The following is a 14795-nucleotide window of genomic DNA, read 5'->3' on the forward strand; positions in this document are numbered from 1 at the left end:
GCAAACGCTTCAGTTGTCGAGCCAGGCGCCTTGCTGGCGCATGCGCGAGCGCAGCAGCGACCGCGCGCGCGACAGGCGGCTGCGCACCGTACCGATCGGCAGATCCAGTTGCGTCGCCGCTTCCTCGTACGACATGCCGTCGGCGCAGATCAGCATCACCACGTCGCCCAGGTCGGGCGGCAGGGCGGCCAAGGACCGGTCCATGATGCGCAGCGTCTGCAGCAGTTCGGTGCGGGCGGCGGGGTCCGAGCGGCGATCGTGTTCCTCGGCCAGGGCGTCCTCGCTCACGAACGCATAGCGCCGTTCGGGTGCGCGCGACAGGTGGTTGCGGATGAGGTTGCGAGCAATGCCGAACAGCCAGGTCGACGGCTTGCTCTCGCCTCGGAAGCGGTCGTAGCACGATGTCATTTCGACGAAGGCCTGCTGCGTGATTTCCTCCGCGTCGGAACTGTTGCCCACCTGGCGCAGCACGAAGCGGCGCAGGCGTTCGGACTCGTCACGCACCAACTGGCTGACCGGATCGGCGTGCGGCGAAGACGGGATGACGGCGGACGGACAGGAAGCAGGGGGCATGGTGGCGGCGCAGCGGGTCGTGGACGGGAGCGCCCGCAGCGCCGCGGCGGGCGCCTGGCGCGGGCGCGCACCTGTCCTGCGCGGCCCGGGCGGGTCCGCGCGGAAAGTGGCGTGGAGGAGTGCGGTGCAGCCCCGCGATCTCCCATGGCCCTGTCGGAAAGAGAAAGCGGATGCTGCGAAACCAGTCTACGTTTGGAAGATTCGGTAGCAAATACGGCGCGTGCCGTATTTTGGCGAGCGCGGCGAGGCCGCGCTCAGGCAGGCGCCGGGCGGATCAGGCGCAGGGCAGGCCCAGGCGCACCGCGTAGGCGACCAGCTCGGCAGTGCTGTGCAGCGCGAGCTTGCGCATCAGGTTCTCGCGATGCTTGCGCGCGGTCAGCGGGCTGATGTGCAGGGCCTCGCCGATCTGCGCGGCGGTGGCGCCCTGCGCAGCCAGCGCCAGCACCTGCTGCTCGCGCCGCGTCAGGGTTTCGGCCGGCGCCGGCGCGTGCGTGGACCGCGGCTGGGCCGGGCGTCCGGCCCGGCCGTCATGCAGGCGCTGGATCGCCGCCATCAGTTCGCGCGAGTTGCCGGTCTTGGCCAGGTATTCGTCGGCGCCGGCCTCCAGGATCGCCTGGCGGCTGCGGGCGTCGGTATTGGCGGTCAGCACCATGATGTGCAGGGCGGGATGGCGCACGCGCAGCGCGCGCACCCAGCCCGACCCAGCCACACCGGGCATGCCCAGGTCCAGCACCAGCACGTCGGCGCCGTGCGCGGCCAGCAGCGCCAGCACCTGCTCGCCGGTGGCCGCTTCGTCGATCGAACCGATCATCGCGCCCGCCTGGCTCAGCACCATTTTCAGGCCCTCGCGCACGATGCCATGGTCATCGGCCAGCAGGACGCGCAGCAGGGGAGGCGGGGAGGTCGGAGTCATGAAGGCGGTGAGGGAGCCGCGGCTTGTGTCAGAATGATGCACCATTATAGGGACCGATCCAGGCGCATGACCGCCCCTGCCGCGCTATCCCCGCCCCAATCGCCGGACGCCTCCGCGACGCACGCGGCCCCCGTCGCCGACGCCGTCGCGACCGAGTTGGCCACGCTGCTCTACAAGCAATCCTATGGCGTCCTGTTCGCCAATTTCGCCGTCGCGCTGCCGGTGCTGTACGTCATGCGCGACGCCGCGCCCGCCGGGGTGCTGGCGGCTTGGCTCGGCGCCGTGTATCTGCTGACGCTGGCGCGCGTGGTCGTCGGCCGCCGGTTCGTGCGGCGCGCGGCCGGGCCCGTGCGGCCCTGGGTGCGCGGCTTCTGCCTGCTGTCGTGGACCTCGGGCCTGCTGTGGGGACTGGCGGGGCTGCTGGCGGTGATGTCGGGACAGGACCTGCTGCTGGCGTTCGGCTGCGTGATGCTGGCCGGCATGTGCAGTGGCGCGGTGCCGTCGCTGTCGGCCTGTCCGCCCGCCTATGTTGGGTCGGCGCTGGGCATGGTGGCGCCGTTCATCGCCGCCTGCCTGGTCTCGGCTGACGGGCTGCACCTCGTGTACGCGGCCTTCGGCGTCTGCCTGCTGGCGGTGAACCTGTATTTCAGCGCGGTCACTTATCGCAGCCTCAGGACCACCGTGGCGCTGCGCTTCGAGAACAGCGCCTTGATCCGCAGCCTGGAACACGAACGCGACCGCGTGGCCGCGGCCGACCGCGCCAAGACGCGCTTCCTGGCCGCCGCCGGGCACGACCTGCGCCAGCCGGTGCACGCGCTCGGCATGTTCACCGACATCCTGGCCAGCCGTGCGGAGCAGGGTAGCGTCACGCGGCAGGATGCGTTGCATGTGGCGCGGCGCCAGCAGGGCGTGCTGGACGGGCTGAACCGCCTGCTGGACGGCCTGCTGGATGTGTCGCGCCTGGATGCGCACCTGGTTCGCACCGAGCGCCGCGTCGTCGCGCTCGACGCCCTGTTCGACGACGTCCGGCTGGACTATGAGCCGCAGGCGCGGGCCCGGGGCCTGCGCCTGGTGGTGGCGCCGACCTCGCTGACGCTGGAGACCGATCCGGCATTGCTGCGCCGCATCCTCGACAATCTGCTGGGCAACGCCTTGTCGTACACGCCTGCGGGCTGGGTGCTGTTGTCGGCGCGCAGGCGGCGGGGCGGGGTGTTGCTCCAGGTCTGGGATACCGGCGTGGGCATCGCGCCTGAACTGCGGGAAGCCGTTTTCACCGAGTTCACGCGCGGCGTCGGCGCGCCGGCGGCGTCTCGGGGGGACGAGGGGCTGGGCCTGGGGCTGGCCATTGTGCGCCGCTTGGCGGACCTGCTGCATGGCGACATCTCGCTGCGCTCGGTGACCGGCAAGGGGTCGGTGTTCTCGCTGTGGCTGCCGCTTGGCATTCCCGGCGCGCATGCAGCCGGCGAAAAATAATCAGTTGAAGCGCGGCCCCGGCGCCCCTGTAATAGCGTCATCCATCCATCCGCACGGGATCGACGTCCCACGCCCGAGGTTCGCCATGTCCGTCGCCGCATCGTCCGTCGCCTCCCCGCCTGCTCGCGCCGCCGCGCCCCGCAACCTGTGGCTCATGGTGCTGGCGGGCGGCATCGTCATGGGCCTGGCGCTGGGCGTGCGCCACGTGCAGGGCCTGTTCCTGCTGCCGGTCACCATGGACAGGGGCTGGTCACGCGAAACCTTCGCCATGGCGCTGGCGGTGCAGAACCTGACCTGGGGCGTGGTGCAGCCGTTCACCGGCATGATCGCCGACCGTTTCGGTTCGGCCAAGGTGATCCTGGGTGGACTCGTGTTCTACGCGGTGGGGCTGGCCGGCATGGCGCACGCCGCTACGCCCGCCGCCTTCATGTGGACCGCCGGCATCTGCATCGGCGTCGCGCTTTCCGGCACGGCGTTCGCCGTCATCTATGGCGCGCTCAGCCGCCTGGTGCCGCCCGAGCGGCGCGGCTGGGCCCTGGGCGTGGCCGGCGCGGTCGGCGGGCTGGGGCAGTTCACCATGGTGCCGGCGGCGCAGTGGCTGATCGGCGGCACGGGCTGGGTCGGCGCGCTGATGATCTTCGCGGCGGTGCTGGCGGTGGTGATGCCGCTGGCCTGGCCATTGAAAGAGACGTCGCGGCGGGTTGCTGGCGCCGCGGCGGCGCCGGAGCAGCCATTGGGCGCGGCGATCCGCGAGGCCTTCACGCAGCCCGGCTTCTGGCTGCTGAACCTGGGCTTCCTGGCCTGCGGCTTCCAGCTCGCCTTCATCGGCACGCACCTGCCGGCCTACCTGATGGACAAGGGCCTGCGGGCGGCGGACGCCGTCGCGGCGCTGGCCATCATCGCGCTCGCCAATGTCGCCGGCACCTATGTCTGCGGCATCCTGGGCGCGCACCATCGCCGCAAGTATCTGCTGGCCGGCATCTACCTGTTGCGCACCGCCGCGATGGCGCTGTTCTTCCTTCTGCCGCTGTCGCCCGCGTCGGTGTACGTGTTCGCCGCGGTCATGGGCTTCGTCTGGCTGGGCACGGTGCCGCTGACCAACGGCCTGATCTCGCAGGTGTTCGGCGTGCGCTACATCACCACGCTGTTCGGCTTCGTCTTCTTCGGCCACCAGGTGGGTTCGTTCCTCGGCGTCTGGCTGGGCGGGGTGGTGTACGAGGCGACGCATTCGTACGACCTGATCTGGATCGGCGCAATGGCGCTGGGCGTGCTGTCGGCGGCGCTGCACTGGCCGATCGACGACCGCGAGCTACCGCGCATCCGCGCCGCCGTTGCGGCGGGCTGATCCGCGCCGGGACGCCGCCCGGGGGCGCTACGCGGCCGCGCGGGCTTCAGACCGGCCGGTGCTGCGTGCCCGCGCCCATGGTGATGTGCAGGATGCGACAGGACTCCACCACCTTGAGCGTATGCCAGGCGCCGCGCGGCACCACATAGGCATCGCCGGCCCGCAGCCGGACGACCTGCGCGCCGGCGGGGCCCTCCAGGTGCAGATCGGCCGCGCCGGCCATCAGGCGCACGATCTCGTCGGCTTGCGGATGCATCTCCCATTGCGGCCAGTCGCGGGCGCAGGCGTATTCGGACACCAGCCAGCCGCGGCCGTAGCGCGCCAGGTCCTCCTTCGGTTGCGACCAGAAGGCGTCGCCGCCCGCCAGCGCGGTGGCATGGCCGGCGGCGTCCAGGAAGACGTACTGCGACGACAGGTCGGTGGGCATGGCGGTCTCCAGAGTGAGGGCAATAGGCGTTATAACAGCGCCGAAGGCCGCCTCCACGGAAGGCGCGGCGGACGTGGCCCATATGCGCCAGCGCACCAGCGATCGCGGCACCATCGACCCGCGCATCCTGATCCTGCAGCCCGACGAGCGCCCGCGCTACCCGATGCCGCGCAGCGCGGTCTGGTGCGCCGACCGGCCAGGCCATGCACGACAAGGGCGGCGACGCGGCTGGAATACTCGAAAAACTGCGATAATCCGGGTCTTTCCAGGGGGCGCCGGCTCGCATCCGGCGTAGGTGTCGGCATGAGCAAGGGATTCGACGGCGTCCGGCCGGCATCCGAATCGTCCATCGAGATCGGTTTCTTCTACCAGGGCCGCCATTGCGTGGAGCGCATCCGCGTCAAGCCGACCGCTGCCAACCTCAAGCGCGCCGCCGAACGGCGCACCGCCATCCTGGCGGCGATCGCGCGCGGCGATTTCGACTACGCCGCCGAATTTCCCAAGCGCACCACCCCTGCCCCTTCCGCCAAGGACGAGCCATGACCCGCGTTGCCGCATTGCCCATCTACGATCTGACCGCCGAAGCCTTCGCATCCTATGGCTGGATGCTTGGCAAGCCGATCCCGCAGGGCAATGGCGTGCCGCTGTTCAGCAACGACGCCACCGACTTCTGGCAGGAGCACGTCTTCAATACCGGGGCCGGCGGCGACGCGGAGGTGCTGTGGGTGAACTACCGCAGCGCTTCGCCAGATGTCGCCAGCCTGGAAAAGCACCTGCTGACGCAGCAGGCGATCGTGCCGTTGACCGGCGCCATCGTCCAGGTGGTGGCCCGCAGCGCGGCCGACGGCAGCCCCGACCTGGACACGCTGGCGGCATTCCGCGTCGATCCCGGGCAGGGCGTCTGCATGCGTCCCGGCTGTTGGCACGCCACGCGCGTGGCCGACGCGGAAGTCACCTGCCTGATGCTGACCCGCCGCTCGACCACGCTCGACCTGATCCAGCACCTGACCACCGACGCCTCCGCCACCGAAAGCGCGATCACGCCGATTCCGCCGCGGCAGTTGGAAGCCCTGCGTTTGCCGGACTGATTCACCGAATTCGCGTTGCGCGCCAAGCGCCCCGCGCCTGCGCGGGGGGCGCAAAGTCGTGCCGTCATCGGCGCACGCTATCCCGAGCGTGGCGAAATGTGCCAGAATTTGCGCGACTGTTTTTTCGGTCGCGACGCTGCCGCCATCCGGGCGTTGCCAACCACTTCCCGTGTTGGAGCATGGAATGCGCATACGCCCCGCAGGCGTTGGATCGAGCCGCTCTGTTCGCGGCCTGTTTGTCATGATGTTGTGCACCGCCGCGGCCGGCTGCAGTTTCACCTCGCCCGACGCGGCGACGGGGGCGCAGTACGTTGGCATCGACGGGGTGTCGGCGCCCGAGGCGCGCCGCATCGCCAAGGAAGCCTATGTCTACGGCTATCCCATGGTGGCCAGCTATCAGGCCATGCATGCCGCCAGCATCGATCGGGGCAATCCCCGCTACCGGGGGCCGTTCAACACACTTGTGCGCGCCGAGCCGTCGCCGGATGACACGCCGCAGTTTTCGGCCGTGCTGGATCTGCGCGCCGAGCCCGTCGTCATCAGCGTGCCGCCGATGGAAGCCAGGCGCTACCACGCGTTGCGGTTGACCGACCTGTATGGCTTCAACTTCGCCTACATCGGCAGCCGCGCGACGGGCAATGGCGGCGGCAGGTATCTGGTGGCGGGGCCACGCTGGAGCGGCGCCGCGCCCAAGGGGATGGCCGCGGTGCTCCGCGCCGAGACCGAGCTGGTGAGCCTTTCGGGGCGCATCCAGCGTTTTTCGTCCGCGGACCAGGCCAGCGTCAGGCGCATCGAGGCCGGCTACCGCATCCAGCCGCTCTCGGCCTATCTGAAGAAGGCGCCGCCCACGGCGGCCGCGGTCGACTGGCTGGCGCCTGAAGCGCCAGCGCAGATGCGTACCTCGCTCGAGTTCTACAACGAGCTGGGATTCCTGCTGCAGTTCGCGCCGGTGGCGCACAGCGAGAAGTCGCTGCGCAAGCGGCTCGACAGCATGCGCATCCGGCCGGGCGCGCCGGCGGTCACGGACGGCAGCAATCCGCGCCTGCGCCAGGTCATGCAGGAAGGCATGCACGATGGCCAGAACGAGATCGACAAGCGCCGCCTGGCGCTGGACGGCAAGGCCGATACGCTGTTCGGCGACCGCCGCACGCTGGGCAACGACTATCTGGCGCGCGCCACCGGCGCGCAGGTCGGCCTGGGCACGGACAGCCGCGAAGAATCGATCACGGCGGTGCTGGCCACCGACGCCACGGGCCAGCCGCTGGATGGCGCCCAGCCGTATGTGCTGCGGTTCGCGCCGCGCGCCTTGCCGCCGGTCAACGCGTTCTGGTCGGTGACGCTGCAGCGCACGGCCGGGGCCGCGCAGGCGCCTCACACCGCCCGGCGCACGCGGGTCGATTCGGCGATGCTGCCCGCGCTCAAGCGCGATCGCGACGGCGGGCTGACGCTGCACATCCAGCCTCAGTCGCCCGGCAAGGGCAGCGAGGCCAACTGGCTGTCTGCGCCGGCGGGGCCTTTCACGATCACGCTGCGTTACTACTGGCCCAAACCGGCCTTGCTGGACGGAAGCTGGCAATCGCCGCAACCGCGGCGCGCCGGACTGTAGCGCACACGCCCGGGCGGTGGCGTGCGAGGCCGCTTCCATCTTGCCGCCGCGCGCCGCCCGCCCGCTTGACGCCGCCGGGCGGCGTCAGAGATCCTCGCTGCGCCACACCTTCAACACGCGTCCGAAAATCTGCAGGTCCATGTCTTCGGTGATGTCCCAGGCGTCGTACTTGGTGTTCTCGGACTTGGCGCGGATCAGCAGGCCGTTGGCGCTGGGAATGCGCTGCAGGCGCTTGATGAAGCCCTCGTTGCCGACGCGAAAGAAGAACACGCCGTCGACGTCCGCCTTGACCACGCCCAGGTCCACCAGCAGCGGATCGCCCGGGTTGTACATGGGCCGCATGCTGTCGCCGAAACCCGTCACCACGCACAGGTTGGCGGCCGCGGTGTAGTGGCGCAGGTTCTTGTGCAGCCATTCCTGGCTGACGCGCAGGCTCTGGATCACGCCGGGCTGGTCGCGCAGCTCCACGCCCGCGCCCATGGCGCCGCCGGTATCGAAGCGCGGGATGCGCAGATCGTCGCCCGCGCCGACATCCACGGGCGGCGCATCGCCGCCGCCGGCATCGGCCAGCACGATGTCTGGCGGATACTGCGCCGACTCGTCCAGCAGTTGCTCGAGTGACAGCCCCAAGCCCGCCGCCAGGCGGGCCGCGTACTTCGAGCGTTCGCTGTCGCGCCCCTCGAGCGCGGCGATGGTGCCCACGCCCACGCCGGTGCGCGCTTCCAGTTGTTCCAGGGTGAGACCGAGAGCGGCGCGATAGCGCCTGATTTGTTTTCCGAGAGCCATGGTGTCGACGCTAAACAGTTGTGGAAAATTGTGCAACAACAAGTGTTGAAATCGAGATTATACACTTGTAGAATTCCAGTCATGGATCACCCAAAATGTGTGCTGTTATCAGACGGAAGCGTGGGTAGCGTATCGCTACCGAAGGGCTTCTCTTCCTCATCCATACGGACCCCCGCAGCGGCGGTCCGCAACCCCGGCGCCCGGGTGGCGCCAACCCGGCAGGGTCCGCCAGCGACGGACGCCGGCATCGAACTCAACGGCAAGGAGCGGCGAATGAATCAGGCAGGAAACATGGCATTGCAGGCCCCGCAGGGCTGGGTCGCGGCGGCATCGCAGGCGGGCGCCGCCATCGCGCGCTCCTTTGCGCCGCGGCCGGCGGAGCGGGCCGGCCGGTCGCAAGCGGCGCAGGGCCAGAATCTGAAGGGGCAGAACATGACGCGGGAAGAATCGGATCAGGTCGAAGCGCTGATCATGGAGTGGTACCAATGGAGCCGCGGCTACCGGCCCAAGCTGGGCGTGGGCCGGGTATCGGCATTCGCGCGCGGCATGACGGCCGACGAGGCCTATGACGACGAGGACGTCGACGCCCGCCTGGCCGCCGCGCGCGGCGAGCAGACGGAGTTGTGTATCGACGAGCTGCCGTGGCAGCAGCGCTCGGCCATCGGCGTACACGCCGGCAACCGCGCGGCCGGCGCCCGCGTCTTCAGCAATCCGCGCCTGACGCCCGAGCAGCAGCACGCCGCCTATCAGGAAGCCAAGGTCGCGCTGCTGCCGGCGTTGCGCCGGCGCGGGCTAGTGACGGCGCCGCAGGTGCGACACGCCGATCGCGCAAAGGCTTGCGGTGCGCGGACCACGTCCGCATAATTGAGTCGTCGGGCCAAGTTGCGCCCGAAGAAAATCTGAACGTATCGACCAAGCCCCTCGGCAATCGCCGCGGGGCTTTTTCATGGCCGCTCCGGATTCCCGGAAACGCCACTATTGCCCGCCTCTGGCGGGCTTTTTTTTTGGAGTCTGCAATGGCAGGTACTACCGTTTCGCAATTCGTTCAAACGCAGGGCACCCAACTGGAAGTGTCGACCACGGCCACCGAAGACCTGGGCGCCGCCGGCCTGACCTACGCCGATCTGGCCATCACCATCAAGGACCCGAACTTCCAGGGCGGCCAGACCACCGAGATCGACGTCACTGTGCTCAAGTCCACCGCCAAGGAGTACGCCCTGGGCCTGGACGACAGCGGCACCTTCAGCATGGCCGGCAACTGGAAGGCCGGCGACCCCGCCCAGAAGGCGCTGGTGGCCGCGCGCAGCGACAAGAAGACCCGCGCCTTCCGCGTGACCTTCGCCGACGGCGCCAAGTTCGAGTTCCTCGGCCTGGTGACGCAATACCAGTGGCAAGGCCAGTTGGACAACGTCGTGTCCGCCACGTTCAACGTGCGTGTCACCGGCGCCGTCAAGCTGACCGACGCGCCCGCCAACGGGGGCTGAACGCCATGACGGACACGTCGATCAAATCCTCCGCGCGCGCGGCTGGCCTGCGCGGCCTGGCGGTCGATCCGCTGGCCGGCTTCGCCCACGAAACCCTGACCGTGCCGCAATGGCAGGACGCCCGCGTCATCGTGCGCGCGCCCAGCGCCGGCGATCACCTGTTCCATATCCGCGCGATCTGGGCGGCCGCGGGCGTGGTGCCGGGCGAGGACAACGAGGTGGTGCGCGCCAAGCTGGACGCGCCGGGCGTGGACTACACCCGCGCCTCGGCCAGCCTGCTGGTGCGCACGCTGTTCGAGCAGACCGAGCAGGGGCCGCGCCGCGTCTTCGACGACGAAGACGTTGACGTCGTGGCCGCGGCCTACGGGCTGGCGCACGCCACGCTGGTGGCCAAGGCGATCGAGCTGGGCAACCTCGGGGAGGGGGCGCAGGAGCGCGCAAAAAAGCCCTCCAGGAAACGCCAGACCTCCGTTTCCTGATGGTCCTGGCACTTCGACTGGGACGCACGCTGGGCGAGTTGATGGACACCATCGACACCCATGAAGTGTCGCTGTGGCGCGAGTGGGACCGCACGTCTCCGTTGGGCGACGACCGGGCCGACGTGCTCACGGCCAGCCTGGCCGCCACGGTGGCGCGCGCGGCGGGGGGCAAGGTGCGCGCCGCCGACATGCTGGTGCGCTGGGGCGCGCAAGACGAGGAACCTCCCGCCGAAGCGGGGGCGGACGCGTTGAAGGCGTTCCTGATGTCGAAGGTCAAGAAGGGGTCTTGACGACGTGTCCGGCCCGCGCAAGCGGGCCGGAGGCGGATCTATGTGAGGTATAGGACCATGGCAAACAACAATAACGCCGCGAATATCGAGGCGGAAAACAGGGCGCTCAGACAGAACACCCTCGAGCTCAATCGCAATGCGGCGGCCCGGCGGGCATGGGAGAGCGCCGTTGCGCGGGCCGCGACCGTGTGCCAGAAAAGCAACGACACCACCGACAAGGGCACCGACGGCAAGAAAAAGTCGACGGACGCGCTGAACAAGCATGCCCAGGCGATCCGGTCCGAGGCGGTCGAGCAGGCGCTGGCGGAAATGAAGAAGGCCGGCGCGATGCTGGGCCGTTCATCCGAAACCGCGAAGATGGAGTACGAAACCGAGGCCGGCCGGTTCGCGGGTGAGAGTCCCAGCGACAAGTACAGCCTGACGACCGCCGCGTGGGATCTCGACAGGCTGCGCGATCAGACGAAGATGCGCGCCTATATCGAGAATCTCGCGGATCCCGATGCGGAATCCAGACGCGAGAGGACTCAGAAGCAATGGGCGCTCGACGATGCGCTGCGAGATGGCACGCTCAGCCAGGACAAGTACGACAAGGAACGGCGCAATCTCGGGCTCGTCGAGAAAGACGGCGACTTCATGGCGAAGGTGAACGACAAGCTGCTCGAATCGGCGCGCAACGGTGCGGGCAAGATCCAGGACATCCTGGGCACCAAGATGTACGACTTCGTCTCCGAGAAATTCGACAAGATGGGGCTGTCGTTCCTGGACAACGTGGCCAAGATGGTGACGTCGGCCGCCTCAGCCCAGCTCATGGAGACGTTGCTGGGCAAGGAATTCATGTCGGGTTCGGGCGGCCTGGGGGGCTGGATTGGCCAGGCGGGCGGCTTCATTGCTGGGTTGTTCGGTTCGGGTGGCGCAAGTACCGCCAGCGCCATCGTGCCATCGGTGGCCCAGGCGTTTCCCGTCCAGTTCGCCAAAGGCGGCGCCTTCACCAACGGCATGACCGCCAGCCCCGTCGCCTTCCCCATGGGCGTCATGGGCGAAGCCGGCCCCGAGGCCATCATGCCGCTGCATCGCGGCGCCGACGGCTCGCTCGGCATCCGCGCCGCCTTCCCGAATGTGGGCGGTGACACGGGCCAGACCGCCGGCGGGGTATCCGTCAATGTCTACGTGCAGGACGGCAACGTCAGTTCCTCGAGCGAATCGGGCGAGGGCGGGTGGCAGCAGTTCGGCCAGCAGATCGGCGAATACGTCACCCAGCTTGTGGACCGCCGCATGACGCAATCGTATCGCCAGGGCGGCCTGGCCTGGCAAGCCAACAACAACCGTTTAGCGGGGGCATGATCATGGCAATCGAAACCTTCACCTGGTCGCCGCGCGTCAATCCGCAAGGGCGGACCAAGTTTCGCGTGCTGAGCGCGCAGTTCGGCGATGGCTACCGCCAGACCGCGGCCGACGGCATCAACAACAAAGTGGCCTCGTGGCCGCTGCAGTTCTCCGGCTCGGGAGCGCAGGTCGGGCCGATCGTGGCGTTCCTGGACCGGCACCAGGGGTATCGGGCCTTCCAGTGGCAACCGCCGCTGGGCGAGCCGGGCTACTACACCGCGACGGATTACGACCTGACCGCGATGGGCGGCGAGATGTACTCGCTGGCCGTGACCTTCCAACAAGTCTTCAGGCCCTGACACCATGGCAACCCTACAAGCGATCAATGTCGGCAAGACCGACAACGACCAGGCGGGCGATCCGCTGCGCGTGGCCATGCAGAAGGTGAACGCGAACTTCGCCGACGTGCAGTCCGGACTGGCTGGCCTGTGGAATGCGTCGACGCTTGGCGCGACAGTGGACCTGAACACGCTGACCAACCCCGGACGCTATCACCAGGGCGCCAACGCCAACGCGTTGACGGGCAGCAACTATCCGATCGCGAACGCCGGCCTGCTGGAAGTGGCGGCTTCCGCGGACGGGCTGTTCGTATACCAGGAATACACCCAGTACCGGTCGGGCGCCTATTCGCGTCGTTTCTGGCGTTCGTTCTATGGTGGCATCTGGGCCGCCTGGCAGGAGCTGCCGGCGCTGTCGCAGAAAGGGGCCGCCAATGGTCTGGCCACGCTGGATGCGAATGGCAAGGTGCCCGTGGCGCAGATCCCGAGCGCGTTTGCGGCCGTCCTGCCGACGACCGCGCACGATCTGAATGACTACGCCACGCCGGGTTCGTTCTATCAGTCCGCCATCGCCGGGGCCACGGCGGGCGCCAATTATCCGGTGGCCAACGTCGGCTTTCTTGAAGTCACGGCCACCGGCACGCCGGTGGCGCAGGTCTACACCACCCGCACCAATGTCGCGGCCGCCATGCAGCGCTTCTGGCGCGTGCGGGTGTCGGCGACCACCTGGTCCGCCTGGAAGGAACTGACCGACGTCTCGACCGTGGTGTCCTATGCCGGATCGATGGCGGCCGCGCAGGATCTGAACAGCTATACGCAACGGGGCCTGTGGGCCGTCGCCTCGTCGGCGATCGCGGCCGGGGGCAGCAATTTCCCGGTCGGACAGTCGGGCTACCTGCTGGTCATGTCTGCCTCGCCCCAGGGCGGCGCCAGCGTTACCTCCGGGGTGTGCCAGGTGTATTACGCCGGCAATGGCAACAAGGTATATAACCGTTCGCTGATCACCGGAACCTGGTCGCCCTGGGTGGCCAGCGTCGATTCAGGGCAACTGGCGGCGCCGGGCGGCATTGCCACACTGGACGCTGCCGGCAAGGTGCCGCAGGCGCAGATCCCGGGCGTCAACGCGCGGCCGTTGGGCGCTGCGGATGACTTGGATACCTATGCTACGCCGGGCGACTACAGCCAGAACACCAATGCGGCCGCGGCGGCCGGGGCGAACTATCCCGCGCCGCTGGCCGGCCTGCTGTCGGTGAAATTCGGTACCGGCAGCAACAACGCGGTGTACCAGGAGTACACCACCTATACGCTGGCCAATCCGCGCAAGTTCATCCGCAACCGTTTCCAGAGCGCGGGCGTCGCCACCTGGGGGCCGTGGTTCGAACAGGCCCGCGCCGATCAGGCGATGACGCATGTCTACCTGACCGCCGCGACGGACGCCAACACGCTGGTCTCGGACAACACGTTCTACACCTGGGGCGCGGCGACGCCCATGTCGGCCGGATCGAACTGGCCGCCCAGCGCCGCCGTCAATGCGGGCTACATGAATGTCTATTGGTTGTCGGCGGGGATCGTTTGCCAGGAAGTGTCGGTGCTCTTCACCGGCCAGAAACCGCGCCGCTATGTGCGCCACGGCAACACCACCAACGGCGGCTGGCAACCGTGGCGCGCCGTGGGTAGCTGGAGCAATGCGCTGCAGATGCCGACCGCGGATTGTGGCGACATCTACGTCGACGGCGCGGGCTGGCACCGCTGGAATGGAACGGCCTACGCGAAATACGATCCGAGCGTGGCGCAGGACCTGGTGTTTGATTCCGCCGCCTGGAAAGTCCGCGGCGCGATGGGCTTTGGTCCCAATGCGGGCGGGGTTTTCCAGAGCCTGTCGGGCACGGGCAACCTGAATGTCGCACCCGGCACCGCCGCCGCGGGCAGCCGCGTGAACGTGTGGCAGGACAGCGGCGCCAACGCCAGCGTGCTGTCCTTGCAATGCTTTCCGTCGGGCTCGTACATCACCAGCGGCAGAACCGGGACGGGCGCCTACCAGCCGCTGATATTCGAAGTCATCGGCTATGACTGCGGACGCATCAACACCGCCGCCACCTGGGTCCTGGGCGCGGAATACAGCCGCAATTACCTGGTGCGGCAGGCCATCAACTTCGAAGGCGGCGGCAGCCGCTTCGGCACGCTGTATAGCCCGCAGGCGGACAACACGTCGCCCATCGTGTTCACCAACGCCGCAGGCGGGCTGGTGGGCACCATCCAGACCTCGCCGTCGGCAACCTCGTACAACACCACGTCGGACTACCGCGTGAAGTACGACATCGAGGATATGGACGGCGCATGGGCCTTGCGGTCCGTGCTGCGCATGCGGCCACGCACGTTCCGGATGGTGATGGACGACAGCGCGCAGGATGGCTTCATCGCGCATGAACTGCAGGAAGTGGCGCCGCTGGCCGTGTCGGGCGAAAAGGACGCGGTCATGACCGATGTCCACGGCGCCGCGCCACGCATGAAGCTGCAAGGCGTCGACAGCTCCAAGCTGGTCGCGCGCATGGTCTGCGCCATGCAGGAAATGCACCGACGTATCGAGGAACTGACCAGGCAGGTCGAGCGCCTGCGTGGCGGGGACGGCGAGTCCGGACAACCGCCACGGCAGGCTGAAGAGGAATAGCA

General features: G+C 68.5%; 16 protein-coding genes. 12 read left to right on the forward strand and 4 right to left on the reverse strand.

Going from position 1 to position 14795, the window contains the following annotated elements; genetic code table 11:
- Window positions 1-9: 9 nt before the first annotated feature.
- Both SB816_RS04270 and SB816_RS04275 read right to left on the reverse strand, forming a co-directional pair.
- A complete protein-coding gene (locus SB816_RS04270; protein WP_054500527.1) occupies window positions 10-573 on the reverse strand; it encodes an RNA polymerase sigma factor in 564 nt (187 codons plus the stop codon).
- Window positions 574-847: 274 nt separating this feature from the next.
- A complete protein-coding gene (locus SB816_RS04275; RefSeq protein ID WP_054501193.1) occupies window positions 848-1486 on the reverse strand; it encodes a response regulator in 639 nt (212 codons plus the stop codon).
- A gap of 66 nt (window positions 1487-1552) precedes the next feature.
- Here SB816_RS04275 and SB816_RS04280 point away from each other — a divergent pair, with 66 nt between their 5' ends.
- A complete protein-coding gene (locus SB816_RS04280; RefSeq protein ID WP_410546537.1) occupies window positions 1553-2959 on the forward strand; it encodes a sensor histidine kinase in 1407 nt (468 codons plus the stop codon).
- Between the two features lie 154 nt (window positions 2960-3113).
- Entirely contained in the window at window positions 3114-4304 is a 1191-nt protein-coding gene (locus SB816_RS04285; protein ID WP_054500529.1) for an MFS transporter, read from the forward strand.
- A 46-nt stretch (window positions 4305-4350) separates the two neighbouring features.
- Here SB816_RS04285 and SB816_RS04290 read toward each other — a convergent pair whose 3' ends face one another.
- Entirely contained in the window at window positions 4351-4731 is a 381-nt protein-coding gene (locus SB816_RS04290; protein WP_116791656.1) for a cupin domain-containing protein, read from the reverse strand.
- Between the two features lie 303 nt (window positions 4732-5034).
- Between SB816_RS04290 and SB816_RS04295 the strand changes: the two genes are divergently transcribed.
- The 3 genes from SB816_RS04295 to SB816_RS04305 all read left to right on the forward strand — a co-directional run bounded on the left by SB816_RS04295 (window position 5035) and on the right by SB816_RS04305 (window position 7425).
- Window positions 5035-5274: an Arm DNA-binding domain-containing protein gene (locus SB816_RS04295; protein ID WP_054500531.1), complete on the forward strand. Its 240-nt coding sequence runs from the start codon at window positions 5035-5037 to the stop codon at window positions 5272-5274.
- The gene (locus tag SB816_RS04300; RefSeq protein ID WP_054500532.1) at window positions 5271-5819 is read left to right on the forward strand and encodes an ureidoglycolate lyase; all 549 of its coding nucleotides are present in this window, start codon (window positions 5271-5273) and stop codon (window positions 5817-5819) included. Before SB816_RS04295 ends, SB816_RS04300 begins: the two co-directional genes overlap by 4 nt.
- A 241-nt stretch (window positions 5820-6060) precedes the next feature.
- Window positions 6061-7425 carry a DUF1254 domain-containing protein gene (locus tag SB816_RS04305; protein WP_231132938.1) on the forward strand — a complete coding sequence of 455 codons (1365 nt, stop codon included), beginning with the start codon at window positions 6061-6063 and terminating at the stop codon, window positions 7423-7425.
- Window positions 7426-7509: 84 nt separating this feature from the next.
- Here SB816_RS04305 and SB816_RS04310 read toward each other — a convergent pair whose 3' ends face one another.
- A complete protein-coding gene (locus SB816_RS04310) occupies window positions 7510-8211 on the reverse strand; it encodes an XRE family transcriptional regulator (RefSeq protein ID WP_064525095.1) in 702 nt (233 codons plus the stop codon).
- Window positions 8212-8484: 273 nt separating this feature from the next.
- On the opposite strand from SB816_RS04310, the gene SB816_RS04315 reads away from it, so the two are divergent.
- The 7 genes from SB816_RS04315 to SB816_RS04345 all read left to right on the forward strand — a co-directional run bounded on the left by SB816_RS04315 (window position 8485) and on the right by SB816_RS04345 (window position 14793).
- Window positions 8485-9075: a hypothetical protein gene (locus tag SB816_RS04315; protein WP_231132937.1), complete on the forward strand. Its 591-nt coding sequence runs from the start codon at window positions 8485-8487 to the stop codon at window positions 9073-9075.
- A gap of 152 nt (window positions 9076-9227) precedes the next feature.
- Window positions 9228-9695, forward strand: a complete 468-nt coding sequence (locus tag SB816_RS04320; RefSeq protein WP_049076510.1) for a phage tail tube protein — start codon at window positions 9228-9230, stop codon at window positions 9693-9695.
- A gap of 5 nt (window positions 9696-9700) precedes the next feature.
- A complete protein-coding gene (locus SB816_RS04325; protein ID WP_054500535.1) occupies window positions 9701-10174 on the forward strand; it encodes a phage tail assembly chaperone in 474 nt (157 codons plus the stop codon).
- Window positions 10174-10464, forward strand: a complete 291-nt coding sequence (locus SB816_RS04330; protein WP_064525023.1) for a DUF4035 domain-containing protein — start codon at window positions 10174-10176, stop codon at window positions 10462-10464. Before SB816_RS04325 ends, SB816_RS04330 begins: the two co-directional genes overlap by 1 nt.
- A gap of 57 nt (window positions 10465-10521) precedes the next feature.
- Window positions 10522-11805 carry a phage tail tape measure protein gene (locus SB816_RS04335; RefSeq protein WP_410546538.1) on the forward strand — a complete coding sequence of 428 codons (1284 nt, stop codon included), beginning with the start codon at window positions 10522-10524 and terminating at the stop codon, window positions 11803-11805.
- 2 nt (window positions 11806-11807) lie between these two features.
- Window positions 11808-12146 (forward strand): phage tail protein, encoded by a 339-nt coding sequence (locus SB816_RS04340; RefSeq protein WP_054501195.1) that lies wholly within the window; start codon window positions 11808-11810, stop codon window positions 12144-12146.
- Between the two features lie 4 nt (window positions 12147-12150).
- Complete coding sequence (locus SB816_RS04345; RefSeq protein ID WP_144655628.1) at window positions 12151-14793, forward strand: pyocin knob domain-containing S74 family peptidase; 2643 nt, start codon at window positions 12151-12153, stop codon at window positions 14791-14793.
- Window positions 14794-14795 lie beyond the last annotated feature (2 nt).

Source organism: Achromobacter sp. SIMBA_011, from assembly GCF_046535435.1.
Classification (GTDB): Bacteria; Pseudomonadota; Gammaproteobacteria; order Burkholderiales; family Burkholderiaceae_B; genus Achromobacter; species Achromobacter dolens.

Excerpts from the sequence above, each read along its gene's own strand:
- SB816_RS04330 (WP_064525023.1), top strand. The coding sequence starts at position 10,174 with ATGGTCCTGGCACTTCGACTGGGACGCACGCTGGGCGAGTTGATGGAC.
- SB816_RS04335 (WP_410546538.1), top strand. The coding sequence starts at position 10,522 with ATGGCAAACAACAATAACGCCGCGAATATCGAGGCGGAAAACAGGGCG.
- SB816_RS04270 (WP_054500527.1), bottom strand. The coding sequence starts at position 573 with ATGCCCCCTGCTTCCTGTCCGTCCGCCGTCATCCCGTCTTCGCCGCAC.
- SB816_RS04340 (WP_054501195.1), top strand. The coding sequence starts at position 11,808 with ATGGCAATCGAAACCTTCACCTGGTCGCCGCGCGTCAATCCGCAAGGG.
- SB816_RS04310 (WP_064525095.1), bottom strand. The coding sequence starts at position 8,211 with ATGGCTCTCGGAAAACAAATCAGGCGCTATCGCGCCGCTCTCGGTCTC.
- SB816_RS04290 (WP_116791656.1), bottom strand. The coding sequence starts at position 4,731 with ATGCCCACCGACCTGTCGTCGCAGTACGTCTTCCTGGACGCCGCCGGC.
- SB816_RS04300 (WP_054500532.1), top strand. The coding sequence starts at position 5,271 with ATGACCCGCGTTGCCGCATTGCCCATCTACGATCTGACCGCCGAAGCC.
- SB816_RS04275 (WP_054501193.1), bottom strand. The coding sequence starts at position 1,486 with ATGACTCCGACCTCCCCGCCTCCCCTGCTGCGCGTCCTGCTGGCCGAT.
- SB816_RS04295 (WP_054500531.1), top strand. The coding sequence starts at position 5,035 with ATGAGCAAGGGATTCGACGGCGTCCGGCCGGCATCCGAATCGTCCATC.
- SB816_RS04325 (WP_054500535.1), top strand. The coding sequence starts at position 9,701 with ATGACGGACACGTCGATCAAATCCTCCGCGCGCGCGGCTGGCCTGCGC.
- SB816_RS04345 (WP_144655628.1), top strand. The coding sequence starts at position 12,151 with ATGGCAACCCTACAAGCGATCAATGTCGGCAAGACCGACAACGACCAG.
- SB816_RS04280 (WP_410546537.1), top strand. The coding sequence starts at position 1,553 with ATGACCGCCCCTGCCGCGCTATCCCCGCCCCAATCGCCGGACGCCTCC.
- SB816_RS04315 (WP_231132937.1), top strand. The coding sequence starts at position 8,485 with ATGAATCAGGCAGGAAACATGGCATTGCAGGCCCCGCAGGGCTGGGTC.
- SB816_RS04305 (WP_231132938.1), top strand. The coding sequence starts at position 6,061 with ATGATGTTGTGCACCGCCGCGGCCGGCTGCAGTTTCACCTCGCCCGAC.
- SB816_RS04320 (WP_049076510.1), top strand. The coding sequence starts at position 9,228 with ATGGCAGGTACTACCGTTTCGCAATTCGTTCAAACGCAGGGCACCCAA.
- SB816_RS04285 (WP_054500529.1), top strand. The coding sequence starts at position 3,114 with ATGGTGCTGGCGGGCGGCATCGTCATGGGCCTGGCGCTGGGCGTGCGC.